Below are 14,288 nucleotides of genomic sequence, written 5' to 3'. Positions count from 1 at the left end.
AGCCTATTTGAAAGGTAAAACACCATGCTCCAACTCATCCTCGGCGGCGCCCGCTCCGGCAAAAGCCGCCTGGCAGAAAAACTCGCCACCGACAGCCAATTGCCCGTGACCTACATCGCCACCAGCCAACCCCTGGACGGCGAGATGAATGCCCGCGTCGCGCAGCACCGTGCCCGGCGCCCGGCGGAGTGGGCGTTGGTGGAAGAACCGCTGGCCCTGGCCCGAGTATTGCGAGAACACTCCGCACCTGGCCGCTGCCTGCTGGTCGACTGCCTGACCCTGTGGCTGACCAACCTGCTGATGCTCGACAACCCCGAACAACTGAACGCCGAACGCGAGGCCCTGCTGGACAGCCTCGCCGCGCTGCCCGGTGAAATCATTTTTGTCAGCAACGAAACCGGCATGGGCGTCGTGCCGCTGGGCGAGTTGACTCGCCGTTATGTCGATGAAGCCGGTTGGCTGCATCAAGCCTTGGCCGAACGTTGTCAGCGCGTCGTGCTGACCGTCGCCGGCCTGCCCCTGACTCTCAAAGGTACCGCGTTATGAATCACCGCTGGTGGCTGGACCCGTGCAAGCCTCTCGACACCCAGGCCTTGGAACAGGCTGCGGCCCGTCAGCAACAACTGACCAAACCGGCTGGCTCCCTTGGGCAGTTGGAAACGGTTGCGGTGCAATTGGCGGGGCTGCAAGGGCAGGTCAAGCCGCGCCTGGACGCCGTTTCCATCGCGATCTTCGCCGGTGACCACGGCGTGGTGGCCGAAGGTGTGTCGGCCTTCCCTCAGGAAGTCACCGGGCAGATGCTGCTCAACTTCGTCAGCGGCGGCGCGGCCATCAGCGTCCTGGCGCGGCAGTTGGGCGCCTCGCTGGAAGTGGTGGATCTGGGCACCGTAACGCCTTCGCTGGACCTGCCCGGCGTACGGCATCTGAATGTCGGCCCCGGCACTGCAAACTTCGTCCACGGCCCGGCGATGACCGAGGACCAAGGCGAGCAAGCCTTGCGGGCCGGGCGCGACAGTGTGGAGCGCGCTATCGCCGCCGGAACCCGATTGTTTATCGGCGGTGAAATGGGCATCGGCAACACCACGGCGGCCAGCGCCCTGGCCTGTGCCTTGCTCGATTGTCCGGTGGCCCATCTGGTCGGCCCCGGCACCGGCTTGGACGCAGCGGGCGTCAATCACAAAGCCCTGGTGATCGAGCGAGCGCTGGCGCTGCACGCAGCCCAGAACAACGACCCGTTGCAGACCCTGTTCAACCTCGGCGGTTTTGAGATTGCCGCGTTGGCTGGGGCCTACCTGGCCTGCGCCCAGCAGGGCGTCGCCGTGCTGGTGGACGGGTTCATTTGCAGCGTCGCCGCGCTGGTGGCGGTGCGCCTGAACCCCGCGTGCCGGCCATGGCTGCTGTTCAGCCATCGCGGCGCCGAGCCCGGCCATCGCCATCTGCTGGAAACCCTGGGCGCCGAACCGCTGCTCGACCTCGGCCTGCGCCTGGGCGAGGGCAGTGGCGCGGCGTTGGCCGTGCCGCTGTTGCGCCTGGCCTGTGACCTGCACGGGCAGATGGCGACATTTGCCGAAGCCGCCGTGGCGGATCGCCCGGCATGACCTTGCGCCTGGACCTGCTGCGCCACGGCGAAACCGAGTTGGGTGGCGGCCTGCGCGGCAGCCTCGACGACGCCCTGACCGCCAAGGGCTGGGAACAGATGCACGCGGCGGTCGCCCAAGGCGGGCCGTGGGATCGGCTGGTGAGTTCGCCGCTGCAACGGTGCGCCCGTTTCGCCGAGCAGCTCGGCGCCCGTCTTGGCGTACCGGTGCAACTGGACAAGGACCTGCAGGAACTGCATTTCGGTGCCTGGGAAGGTCGCAGCGCGGCGGCGTTGATGGAGACCGACGCCGACGCCCTGGGCCGGTTCTGGGCCGACCCTTACGGTTTCACGCCTCCCGACGGTGAGCCGGTACTGGCGTTCTCCAGCCGGGTGCTGGCCGCCATCGAACGCTTGCACAGCGCCTATGCCGGCCAGCGGGTCCTGCTGGTCAGCCACGGTGGCGTGATGCGCTTGCTGCTGGCCCAGGCCCGGGGCCTGCCGCGCGAGCAACTGCTGAATGTCGAGGTCGGCCACGGTGCTTTGCTCGCCCTGCGGGTGACGTCCGGCCCGACCCTGACGGAAGAGGCCTGAGCCGATGCTGCCGTTCTGGATCGCCCTGCAGTTTCTCAGCAGCCTGCCGGTGCGCCTGCCGGGCATGCCCGAGCCTGAACAATTGGGCCGCTCATTGCTGTTCTATCCGTTGGTGGGGCTGCTATTCGGTGGCTTGTTGTGGCTACTCAATACCGCGCTCCTCGGCGCACCGCCACTGCTCCATGCTGCGTTGTTGCTGACGGCGTGGGTCCTGCTCAGCGGCGGTTTGCACTTGGATGGCCTGGCCGACAGCGCCGATGCCTGGCTCGGCGGCTTCGGCGACCGTGAACGCACCTTGCTGATCATGAAAGACCCACGCAGTGGACCGATTGCGGTCGTCACCCTGGTGTTGGTGTTGTTGCTCAAATTTACCGCGCTGCTGGCGTTGGTCGAGCAAGGGCAGGGCGTGATGTTGATCATCGTCCCGGTACTGGGACGCGGGGCGTTGCTCGCGCTGTTCCTGACCACGCCTTACGTGCGTGCCGGCGGGTTGGGGCTGGCGTTGGCCGATCATCTGCCACGGCGTGCTGGGTGGCGGGTGTTAGCAGGGGGCGCGTTGGGCTGCGTGTTGGTGGCGGGGTGGAGTGGGATACCCGCGCTGGTGGTTGCCGTGGGGGTGTTTGTTGGCTTTCGGCGGATGATGCTGCGCAGGCTCGGGGGATGTACCGGGGATACGGCTGGGGCGCTGCTTGAATTGCTGGAGATGGCGGTGTTGGTCGCAATTGTGTTGGTCTGACAGGGTCTACGAGGACACTGTGCGTAAGAACACCTGTCAACTCTGACAGTTTCGTCGTAATCGAAAAAAGCGCTTACTTCGTTCAAGTGCAGAACGACGGGAAGCGTCTGGGTAGTGCCCGCTAATAATCGGTCTGCTTTTCGAACTGAAGCGCCATGGACGTCCATGGCGCAAAGTATGAATACGGAGAGCGATAACATGGCTGATTCAGATAAAAAAGAGCAGTCGGCTTCATCAAATGAGAGCGGAGCCGGCGGGCCCGCGCCTTTTGTGATACAGGATCCGGTTGTGGAGCCTCCTCCGTTAGCGGGCTTGCCACTAGGGCTTATCCGCAGGTCAGACCTGGATAACGGTCTGACGACAACAATCCAGACGTGGGGCAACGAGATACCGGAGGATTTTAAGGAGTATTTCCGGCTGCAGATTGCAAGAGGGACGAGTAACGAATGGGATTTGGTACAGGAGCATGAGGTCGCAGGGGGCGCTGACTGGGTGCCGCTGGTGTTCACTATCCCCAGTGCTTTCCTGTTGGACCCGGAGCACGAGGGCACTTTCAGTCTGCGCTACGAGCACGAGAACTTAGGCGGGGTTTTCGATCGGTCCGGACGCGCTTACATCCACATCGATAAGACTCCTCCAGGCGGTACGCTTCCTCCAGACCCAATGACATTCACATTCGTGCCGCCTATTACCGATGATACGTTTGGCACGGATGACTATCTGGAAGCGACAATACCGCCCTGGACTGGCGATCAAAAGGACGTGTTAATCGCGTTCGGCTGGATAAAAGGAGAATTGCCCGAAGACCCTGCTGATATCGACCTCATCGTTCAGCCTATTGATCCTGCGGTCAGCAGGGTAATACAGATTCCCAAGAGCAAGTTCATCGAGGCCGGGGACGGCAGGTGTTGCGGTGGCTATGTACTGATCGACAAGGCCGGTAACCCTAGCCCTCTGTCGAAATATGAACTGATCTCGGTCGCGCTCGATCCGTGGCCTGTTCCACCACTGGATGAGCCCACGGCTGCGGATGCCACGGGTGGAGAGCTCATTCGTTCGGATGTTGTCGATGGGAACGTGCTGGTCAATGTGCCTTACGTCGACAAGGGCAAGAACACCGATATCGTTGTCGTCAAATGGAACACTAAGGAAATCACCCCGGGTACGCCTTTAGGGAGCAACCCTGCGAGCGGGACCAACATTCCCGTGCCTTGGTCGACTATCTGGGAAGAATACGGCAGCACTACGACTGGCGTGGTGCCCACACCACTGTCCTACACGGTGTTTCGAGGGGTAGAGCCCTTTCCATCAGACGTAGCAACCGTACGGTGCAACTTCTCCACCACCGGGCCGGAAGACCCGGATCCGGAACCTGGCAACGATCTATTGGAGCCGGTCACGGTGGTAGGGCTCTCGGGCGTTGACAATGTGCTGGTGCCTAGCGACGAAGATCAAGATATCTTCGCCTATATCAAACTGGTTGCACCGCTGGTCGATGATGACACTTATCAAGTCCTATGGAATGGCACCCCCATCGGCTCCCCCTATGTGATCGATGTCAATAATGATTCGGCTGGGGACGTCATTGAGATTCCACTCGATTGGGACACCATCCGCCTCGAAGGCCCCAGCGCGGCCATGCCGGTCTGGTACAAGTTAACCAACGCGAGCCACGTCAACCCGGGAGAGCCGAAGGAACGCACCCCAGTCCAGATTGACTTCCTGGTTAGCCAACTGCCGCCGGCCATCCCTCAGCATGTGCATCCAACCAATGGTTTAGTGAACTGTGATTCACTGCGCTGGAATGCGGCTGGAACAAGCTACGGCATCGAATATCTGATTCCGCCGAGTCCCTATCTGAAGGCAGGCGACGATGTCGCAGTGCAATGGAACGGTTATACGAACTTTGCGAACCCGGTGCTGGTACCCGGCGCAAATAAAACTCACACATTCACGAATATTACCGAGGAGCAGGCCACTAACGGGATTATCTGGCTCATCGAACCTTATGCCACCCATCTCCTGCCTGTCTGGCAGAGCAATTCCCAGATAGGAAAAGGCGAAGTGAGCTATACGATTCCAGGGAAACCCGTTGTAGCAACGCCTACGGCTGACAGGATAGTGTTATCGCAGGGCGAAGGTACCTGCAACGTCCCAACGATGCCGACCCCTTGAGATGCAGTTATCCAACTGATGCCAGTCACCCAGACCGGGACGTCTGGTTGACTGGCATCAGGAAAAGTTAGGCTCGTTCCTATGATTGGGTTCATCGGTTGTGCAGATAAATTCAGAAAAGTCCTACATACCACGGAATCGACGATCTGTAGCCTGCGCGACCTTCTGTATCCCATTCGCCACAGGGTGCCTGTATGTCCACGCCTAAACCTTTCAAGCTGCGTCCGCTGTTCCGAGCCTTGAAGCTGTTGTCCATCCCACCTCTGGTGCTATTCGCAGAGGTAGGGTACGGGCGGGTCCTCATTCCGGGTGAAGTCGTGGATATCGACAGCACCACCCCAACCGATAACTATGTCTTGAATGGCGAGTCGACATTGAACGCCAATGGCGCCCAGACGCGCGATATTACCGTCAACAATTCCACCCTGAACCTCGACGGTACCAGCGTCCAGGCAACGAGCGCCAATGGCGTTCAACTGAACGCCGGTCGTGCAAACATCAGCAGCAGTCAGATCACCAGCGACCGGATCGGTCTGGCGGTCAGTCGTGACTCCGCAGCTACTCAGGGATCCACCGCGACGGTGAGCGACAGCACCATCACCGGCGCAACGACCGGTGTTTCGGTCACCGGCCTGAGTGAGCTGACACTGGTGCGCTCGACCGTTATGGGCACGGGTGCCAATGCGGCCGGCCTGCGGATGTTCGGCGGAACCGCCACGGTCAGCGACAGCACTATCTCGGGTGTAAGGAACGGTATTGAAATCGGTGGTGATGCCAGCGTGAGCGATCCCTCCACGTTGAACCTGGACGGCACTCATGTCGAAGGCCTGAATGGTTCGGCCATCGTCGTCGATACCTTGGGGTTGGGGGCAAGCGCCGCCAATATTTCAGTGGTCAACGGCTCCACGCTGTCGGCCAGCAACGGCATTCTGATGGACGTTCGCCGTGGCGCCGAGGGCAATTTGGGCGTCAGCGGCAGCACGCTGGTGGGCGATATCGTCGCGGACGACAGCAGTACCGCCAATGTGCTTCTGGAAAACGCCGCGACCTTGACCGGGAACCTGCAGAACGTGACGGACCTGGGCATCAACAGCAATGCCCGTTGGGTCATGGTCGGTGACGGCGAGGTCAAGAACCTGGTCATGAATGGCGGCGCCATCCAGTTCGGCAATCCGGGCGAATTCTTCAAGTTGAACGTAGAGACCCTGTCCGGCGATGGCGGCACGTTCTACATGCACACCGATTTCAAGACCGGTCAGGTCGACACCCTGACGGTGGCCGGCAACGCCACCGGCGACCACACCATCGCCATGGACTCCAGCGGTTCCGAACCGGTGGGTGCCGGGGCGATCCCGGTGGTCCATATCGGCGGCGGCGACGCGACCTTCACCTTGGCTGGTGGCGAAGTGGACCTAGGGGCCTATTCATACGACCTGATCCAGCAGGGCAGCAACGACTGGTACCTCAACACCGCCTCACGCACGATCAGCCCCGGCACCCGTTCGGTCATCGCGCTGTCCAACGCCATGCCGACCGCCTGGTATGGCGAGCTCAGCACCTTGCGCAGCCGTATGGGTGAAGTGCGCATGGATCATGGCAAGGCCGGCGGCTGGATTCGTGCCTACGGTAACAAGTTCAATGTCAGTGAAAGTGCCGGCGTCGCCTACAAGCAGGTCCAGCAGGGCTTGTCGTTTGGTGCGGATGCGCCGTTGCCGGTGGGTGACGGACAATGGCTGGTGGGCGTGCTGGGTGGCTACAGCAAATCTGACCTGGACATGAGCCGTGGCACCAGCGCAACGATCGACAGCTACTACCTCGGTGCCTACACCACCTGGCTGGATGAGCAGAGCGGCTACTACTTCGACGGTGTGCTCAAGTTCAACCGGTTCCAGAACGAGTCTGACGTGCAACTTAGCGACGGCAAGAAAACCAAGGGTGACTACGCCAGCAATGCCGTCGGGACCTCCCTGGAGTTCGGTCGTCATATCAAGCTGGCTGACGACTATTTCGTCGAGCCGTTTACCCAATTGTCCGGCGTGATCATCGAGGGCAAGGACTACGAACTGGATAACGGTCTCTCGGCAGAAGGCAGTCGCACGCACTCGCTGATGGCCAAGGCGGGCGCGACCGTCGGGCGCAACTTCATCTGGGATGACAAGACCGTGCAGCCTTACTTGCGCGCCGCGTATGTGCACGAGTTTGCCAACAATAACGACGTGAAGGTCAACGACAACACGTTCAATAACGACCTGTCGGGTTCCCGGGGTGAGCTGGGCGCAGGTGTTGCCATGACACTGACCGACAAGGTCTCGATTCATGCCGATTTCGATTACAGCAACGGCAACAAGATCGAACAACCGTGGGGTGCCAACTTGGGTGTGCGCTATCTCTGGTAGTGCTCGCTGAGCAGGCAAGCATGTCGAACGCCGTTCCGGCATCGCCCCTTCGCGGCATTCGAGTGTTCATCAGGATTTTGCCTCCCGGCCATGTCCGGGGGGTTGATAATCAGCAAAGGAGAACATGAAAATGTCATCGACCAAGTCCGATCTGCTCCCTCCTACCATGACGGCCCCTTGGACACGGCCGATGCCTTTGGCGGATGTTCCCGGTGGCGAGCACAACCTGCTGCATCGTTCAGCCTGGAGCGACCCGGCCAACCCTTTGAGGGTCGAATTCAAACCCTGGTATGACGACCCCCCGCCAGCGGGAACCGAGCGAGTCGATGTTTTTCTGGACGATGATGAAAGCAATATCATAGGGTCCGAGCAGTGGACCTTGCCTATGGATCCGGGCGATTACTTCGTCGAGATCAGTGCCGACAGATTACCTTCCGGCGAGCATACCCTCAGCTTCATCATGACCAACTTCGCTGACGTGTCGGCGCGATCGTTTCCCTTCACCGTGACCGTCGATAAGTCCCCACCAGTGCTGGCTTCTGACAGCAAATTGGTTTTCCCTCCCGAAGTCCTGCCTCCCAACAAGCTCACCGCCCGCTATCTGGAACAGAACGGCGATGCAGTAACAGCTGCTTTACCCCGATATACCGACCCTCGACCCTGGGATCGAATTACCTGGTTCTGGGGCAACAGCCCGGGCACCCAGGATCAGGGTGGTATCGTCGAACTCACCGACCAGAACTACGCTGATCCCGTAGTGATCACAATTCAGGCGGATCTGATACAGAATCGGGGCGATGGCTGGCGCTACGTGTGGTATCAGGCGCAGGATCGTGCAGGTAACCTGAGCCTGCGTTCCGAGCCGGTTGAGCTCGATGTGGCCGCCACGCCTATCCCGCGCACCTTGCCGCCTTCTTCGGTCAAGCAAGCCCAGGGTGGCGCCTCGAGTGGCGTATTGAGACCGCTCGATGCGGTCAATGGCGTGACGGTCGTCATTCCGCCAGAGGCGGTCATCTACGATGGGGAGGGCGTGTTCGTACAGTGGGCCGAGCCGGGTACGGTCGGCGCATTTCGTACCGACATTCCGGATCCAGCAGGGTCGCGGGACTACAAGATTCCCAAAGACAAGATCGCTCAACACCTGGGCAAGACAATCCCGGTGAACTATGAAGTGTTCGAGCCCGGCATTGCCGAGCCGCACAGGTCGAACACCTACAGTTTGCGCTTCGAGGAGTTGACAGGCTTGCCTACGGTGCAATGCGACAAGGTTTCGGGCGGCAAGTTGAGCCTGGCGAGCATTGCAAATGGAGGGTATGCCAATTTCACCCTTGAACGCTGGAGCTTCATGGCCACCGACCAGTTCCTGACGATCGAGGTCAGGGGGGTGGACAGCAGCAATCAGCTGGTGAGGATTCCGGTGCTGACGGAATTCCCGGTGCCGGAGGTGACCCAGACCCTACCCGCCGGGCGAATCTCGAAGACCGACCTGCAACGTCTGAAGATCGGCAATGCGCTAGACGTGCGGGTGAGTGTGAGTTTCGATGCCAGGCAGACTTGGAAGACTTTTCCGACGTTGACGCCGACGTTGATTGCTTGAGGTTTCGGATCGGAGGATGCCCAAGACTTCGGCGGCAAAACATTGTTTTGTCACCGAAGTCCATAGGATAGGTTTCATCGGCGGACTTGTGACTTAATCATCACGTCATGAATGAATTTCCCCGCTCTGTGCTGTTGAGATATTGGGATATGGCGGTTAAATTTCCACGCATTGGCTTTGTTCCTTATTTCTTGCACATAGCTCTTCGCATCCGCTGTTACGTATCGATATTTTGGGGGGCTGAGAATATTTGCGTTGCCGGAACTGGCAGCATTCAAGTTGCCAGGGGTAGCGGCAGCACTTCTAGTATCGATAAGTCTAGCTCTAGGAATTGTGATAGTGGGAGCATTTGTCGGAACAGCAGCTGGAGCCGCAGATGGAGCCGTTGGCGGACGTGCAGGTGCTGCTTGCGGAGTCGCTCTCGCTACAGGTTTTGCGTTGACCATGTTCGATGATTGGGTAAACCTGTTGGGTACTAACCCGCTGACCGGTTTGGGCCTAGTGGCCATTCGGTATATCGACTTGACTCCGTTGTAGGATCCCTGGGCGATAAGTGGGATCGACGCTACCATGCCCGCATACCCCAGATATTGCCCCCATTTCCCCGCCTCCTCATTCTGACCGGCGACTGCCACTGCACTGGAGATTGTCGAGCCGGCTGTGAGTGCGGTTGCAGTCAGCGCCAGGGCGAACGCAATTGAGGTGGGGCCTGAAGCGCCCAATGTGGCAACAGTCGAAATGACCCCAACGACAACAAACACGGCGCCTATCGCCACGGAAATCCAGCCTTCCAAACTGCTACCGCTCGACGACGGGGGAGTAGTATCCTCGTCCGGCCGTCGCAACCTGCCACCCCAGCCGATCGCCTCGTGCCCGGTGGGGTCACGCAGGGCAATCGGGTTGCCCAGGCAGTAGGTATAAGGATTCACCCCGCCGCTGCCAAACGGGCTGAGGGAGTCCGGACTGTGGAAGCGCATCAGGTTCGGGTTGTAGGCCCTGTAACCCTGGCCGAGCATGTACCAGCCATTGGCTTGTTCCCGGATTTCACCGTTGAACGCCAGCAGGCTTCTCAGGGGGGCGTCACTGTGGCGTTCCCCGTACGCGTTGTAGACGGCTGTGCGCAGGTCGCGTTGCCGGCTTTCACCAATGACACTTTGGTTCGGGTCGGTGAGCAGCAGCAAGGTCTGTGAATCGTCTGCGGCCTGTTGCCCCAAGGGGCCGTCGGTGTGATAGAGAAAGTGGGTCTGCTGGCCATCCTGGTCGACACTGCTCAGCTGTTCGTCCTGATAGAAGCGCAAGACTTCACCTTCATTGCCTTGTTTCGACGTGAGCAAATGATCATGACTGTCGTAACGGTACTGGCTCACGACCTGGCCCGCGGAGCTTTCGACACCCACCAGGCGGCTCTGGCTGTCATAGATCAAGCGTTGACCGCGCTCGTCATTGAGTTGGCAACCGTTGGGGTCGTAGCTGAAAGTCGGATTCCCGGTCGCTCTTGCCGGCGTGTACGTGATGCCCTGTAGCTGGCAGGGGTTAGCGTCTGCGTAGGTGAATATTGCCCGTTCGGTTGAAGCATCGGCGAATGTCGTCAGGACGAGCTTGATATTGTCCAAGGCATCGAACGCGAAGACTTGTCTGGTGATCTCCCTCCCTCCGTTGTCCCTGGGTAATGTGGTGCCCTCGCACTCGTGTTTGACCAGTCGCCCTCGGGGGTCATAGCCAAACGTCTCCTTGAGCAGGTTGACCCCTTCCTGCTGCAGGTGCCGACTTTCCAACAAGCCGTCGACCTGCCAGGTTTGCGTCTGAGTGTAGGGTGGCAATTGGTTCAAGGTCAGCGTGCGCAGTACTTCACGACCTTGATCGTCATACTGTAATTGCGTCACCAGCGTGCTGTCCGCTGCCACGTCCGTCGTGGTGGTGCAAAAGAGCTGGCCCAAGCTGTTGTATTCGAACGCGGAGTGGAGTTGGCCCTGGCTGATGTTACTCACTCGCCCGGCTTCGTCGTAGTCATAGACGGTGTCCAGCCCGGCGCTATGCGTTTGTTTCAATTCGGTGCGCTTGAGCGGACGGCCTTGCATGGAACTCGCATGCAGGGTCTCCCAGGCAGTGTTTCGACTGTCGACCCAACGCTCGACGCGCAATTGATTGGCGGTGTTGTATTCGTATTCGCGGCGCCCCTGTTCGTTACGTGCCTGGGTCAGGCGCGAGCTGACCGAGTGGTAAGTGAAGCCCGTGTTTTCATCCGGAGCGCTGCTGCTGATGGGCTGATCGGAGAGGGCCAGGTTGTAGTTGTACTCGATGGTATCGTTAGCTGGCGTGATCCTGGTCTTCACCTGTATCTGGCCAGCGTCATAAGTGTAGCGCTCCGTGCGCGTGCCGATCGTAGTCCGGGTCAGGCGTCCCAAGCCATCGAACGCCTGGGTGCCCACGCTTGTTTCGTCTGCGCCATCACCGCTGACGCGCAGGTCCACCGGCAACTCCAAGGTGCTGTGGGCTGCATAGGTGCGCTTGACGATACTGTCGTCGGGCAGCGTGCTGCTGATCAGGCGCGACCAGGCGTCATAGACGAACTCAGTGGTGTATTTCGCGGCATCCGTGTGTTGGGTGCAGCGGCCCAGGCCGTCATAGAGGTAGGTTTCGGTCGCCATTTCCTCCTCGGCTGCATCCAGGGTCTGGACCTGCGTGGGCTTGCCGAATGGGTTGAGCCAGGTCTCGCTCAGGCCGCTTATCATGGGGGATGGTCCGGGGCTCTGGATCCAGTTGCGCTGGATCGGTCCCTGGGACTCCGGTGTCCCGATCGGGTCCAGGCTTTGATGGACCTCGACTCCGTCGGGACCCACCACGTAGCTTTGCTGTGCCCAGTCGTCATAGTAGAACGTGCTCTTGAGCGCCCGCGATTCTCCGTCCAGCCAGTCATACTCGGTTTCTTCAGCCAACTCTCCCCAGGCGTTATAGATGGCCGCATAGGTTTGGCGGATCCTGCTCGAGTCGGCGCTATCGAGATGATCGCTCTCTTGGAAAATCAAACGGCCCAATCCATCGAGCACGCTGCGTGTCTTGATTCTCCTGGCGTCAATGCTCACATGCTCCGCCTGTTGCCCATGCGTGGAGCTGAGGATGTATTCATAATCGCGGGCGGCCGTGAAGGCAGTGTTCGGGGCGACGACTTCCCTCGTCACTCGATTCAGGATGTCATAGTAATAATGGGTTTCCACGCCGTCTTCGTGAGTCGATAATTCTTGCGAAGTGAGCCGCGAATTTTGTCGGACGATGGTTTTGCTAGCGTCATCGAACGTCGTGCTCAGCGTTTCCGTGGTTTGCAGCACGGGTACGCCGAACTGAGGGCTGTCGAATTTACTGTAGTCATAATCGACCCGGGTGGAATAGCCATTCAAGGTCGTCGTCTGATGGCAAACGCGCCCATGCAGGAACGCATCGGTCGGGTCGTTGATATGCTCGAAAAGTGTTTTTTCCAGTTCGGTTTCGGTGGTCCCGAGCTGCACCAGCATCTGGCTTTCGAGCGTGAGCCATCTCTTTAACGGTAGGTCTTGCGACGTGCTGTCGCCTACTTGCGACAACTCTTTATAGCGATAACGAGTGCTCAGCGTCGGGGCTTGGCCATTAGGTGACGGAGCGGGGGTAACGGTTTGCTCCTTGAGGTTGCGTACAAAACCCTCGGGGTCGGCTGGACAGCCGTCGTCACCCAAGGCGGAGTACCAGATGTTGGTTTCAATAACGCCGTCGGCTCGGACCTTCACCCGCAGGTTGCCAAACGTGTCATAAGTGCTGCTGACGGTTTCGCTGCGCCGGCGGTTCGGGTTGTTGAGCAGCGACCAGCTGGTTTTCACTGTCTTGGGTAGTTGGCAGTATTTGGGTTGCTGATCGAACTCGGCGTTCGGCGTCAGGTAATACGTGGTTTCGACCGTCTCGACATTATTGTTCTGAGTAGTCGTTTCGCGGGTCAGCAAATGGAACTGGTTGAACTTGCGCTCGATTTTTCGCACCGGACGCGGTTCCGGTTCCGCATCACCCTGGACCCACAGGGTTTCGATGCACACGTATTCGTAGGTGCCAATGTATTTGTAGAGATTGTCCAGGCCGTTATCTTCCCAGGACATGCGTAGGCCGCCGCCCAGGAAGTTCTTCTCGCTTTCCCCGGGGTCTTCACTTTTGTAGGTGTAACGGACATCGACCTGCGGCTGGTCGAAGCCCGGGTCAGTGAGGTGCCGGGTCACCCGGGGCAACGGTGTGCGGCCGCTGTTGTCCGGGAACTGGTGGCCGTCGTCCTGATAAAAGATTTCCTCTCGTCCGCCGGTGGGCGTTTCCACCCAGGTAATGCACAGATGATCGCGGATACGGTTGTAGCCAAAACGCCAGGATGCTTCGTTCTCCGTCGGCAGGCTGATACGGCTGACATATTTATCGGAACCTTCCAAAGTCATGGCAAAGCGCCCCAGCGGGGCGCTATCGGGCCCGGCCGACGGCTGCAGCAATACTTCAATGAACGTGCTCTCACGGTTGACCGTCAGCAGGGTCTGCTCCGTGTCATCCTTGACCCACGCCAGTATCTGGTAAGTGCCGCTAAACGGCGCGTAGCCGAGCGTGACCTTGTGCCCGACGGGTGAGCGAATCTCAACGGGCAAGGCCACCGCGTTCTGTGAGCTGCCCATCACTTCGAGTATCTCGACCAAGCCGGACTTATGCACGACCCGGTAATGGCTGTCGTCCTCTTGGTAGAAATGAAAACTGTCGAGTTTTTTTTCCTTCATCACCAGCTGACCGCTGTCGGTGTCGCTGCCGGTGACCTTGAAGGTCTCCCCCGTGCTCAGGGCCAGGACCTGATTGGCGGGGGTGTATTGCGACAACTGCAGGTTCCAGCCAAAACCGTAGCCACTGTCTTCGGTATTCAGCGAGCTGTACGCCAGCGCCAAGGCAAAACCAGGGCCACGTAAATCATTGGTTTGGACTTCGGGGAAGTTAATCGCTATCGAGTAGAGACCGGTGCGAGGATCCACACCATTCTTTACAGAGCTCATGAAGTTAAGCGCATTGGAATGCAGCGAGCTGGCGACGGACATTGATATGCACCTCATCGAGGATAAAAAAAAACGCCGGTCACAATGCAGTCGGACATAAACAATGCCAGCGCCGACTACCGCTGACAGCGGACTCCAGGAAATAAATACCGACTTTAGGCAAGACAGTAACAGCTCG

General features: G+C 59.4%; 8 protein-coding genes. 7 read left to right on the top strand and 1 reads right to left on the bottom strand.

Annotation, left to right across the window (positions count from 1 at the left end; translation table 11 throughout):
- Nucleotides 1–24: 24 nt before the first annotated feature.
- The 7 genes from cobU to ACLEJR_RS17985 all read left to right on the top strand — a co-directional run bounded on the left by cobU (nt 25) and on the right by ACLEJR_RS17985 (nt 9,074).
- Nucleotides 25–546: a bifunctional adenosylcobinamide kinase/adenosylcobinamide-phosphate guanylyltransferase gene (gene cobU / locus ACLEJR_RS18015; RefSeq protein WP_440815516.1), complete on the top strand. Its 522-nt coding sequence runs from the start codon at nt 25–27 to the stop codon at nt 544–546.
- Nucleotides 543–1,598 (top strand): nicotinate-nucleotide--dimethylbenzimidazole phosphoribosyltransferase, encoded by a 1,056-nt coding sequence (gene cobT, locus ACLEJR_RS18010; RefSeq protein ID WP_440815513.1) that lies wholly within the window; start codon nt 543–545, stop codon nt 1,596–1,598. Before cobU ends, cobT begins: the two co-directional genes overlap by 4 nt.
- Nucleotides 1,595–2,170 carry an alpha-ribazole phosphatase family protein gene (gene cobC / locus ACLEJR_RS18005; RefSeq protein ID WP_440815511.1) on the top strand — a complete coding sequence of 192 codons (576 nt, stop codon included), beginning with the start codon at nt 1,595–1,597 and terminating at the stop codon, nt 2,168–2,170. The genes cobT and cobC overlap by 4 nt, the downstream gene beginning before the upstream one ends.
- Nucleotides 2,171–2,174: 4 nt before the next feature.
- Nucleotides 2,175–2,906: an adenosylcobinamide-GDP ribazoletransferase gene (locus tag ACLEJR_RS18000; RefSeq protein ID WP_440815509.1), complete on the top strand. Its 732-nt coding sequence runs from the start codon at nt 2,175–2,177 to the stop codon at nt 2,904–2,906.
- Between the two features lie 198 nt (nt 2,907–3,104).
- Nucleotides 3,105–5,081 (top strand): hypothetical protein, encoded by a 1,977-nt coding sequence (locus tag ACLEJR_RS17995; protein WP_440815507.1) that lies wholly within the window; start codon nt 3,105–3,107, stop codon nt 5,079–5,081.
- A 194-nt stretch (nt 5,082–5,275) separates the two neighbouring features.
- The gene (locus tag ACLEJR_RS17990; protein WP_440815504.1) at nt 5,276–7,477 is read left to right on the top strand and encodes an autotransporter outer membrane beta-barrel domain-containing protein; all 2,202 of its coding nucleotides are present in this window, start codon (nt 5,276–5,278) and stop codon (nt 7,475–7,477) included.
- A 130-nt stretch (nt 7,478–7,607) separates the two neighbouring features.
- Nucleotides 7,608–9,074 carry a hypothetical protein gene (locus tag ACLEJR_RS17985; protein ID WP_440815501.1) on the top strand — a complete coding sequence of 489 codons (1,467 nt, stop codon included), beginning with the start codon at nt 7,608–7,610 and terminating at the stop codon, nt 9,072–9,074.
- A 74-nt stretch (nt 9,075–9,148) separates the two neighbouring features.
- On the opposite strand, the gene ACLEJR_RS17980 is transcribed toward ACLEJR_RS17985, so the two are convergent.
- Complete coding sequence (locus ACLEJR_RS17980; protein ID WP_440815498.1) at nt 9,149–14,152, bottom strand: RHS repeat domain-containing protein; 5,004 nt, start codon at nt 14,150–14,152, stop codon at nt 9,149–9,151.
- Nucleotides 14,153–14,288 lie beyond the last annotated feature (136 nt).

Origin of the sequence: Pseudomonas sp. SMN5, assembly GCF_052041925.1 — a bacterium.
In the GTDB taxonomy this organism is placed as follows: Bacteria; Pseudomonadota; Gammaproteobacteria; order Pseudomonadales; family Pseudomonadaceae; genus Aquipseudomonas.
The sequence above is the reverse complement of the archived record's forward strand: the minus strand, read 5'-3'. Positions and strand labels throughout refer to the sequence as shown.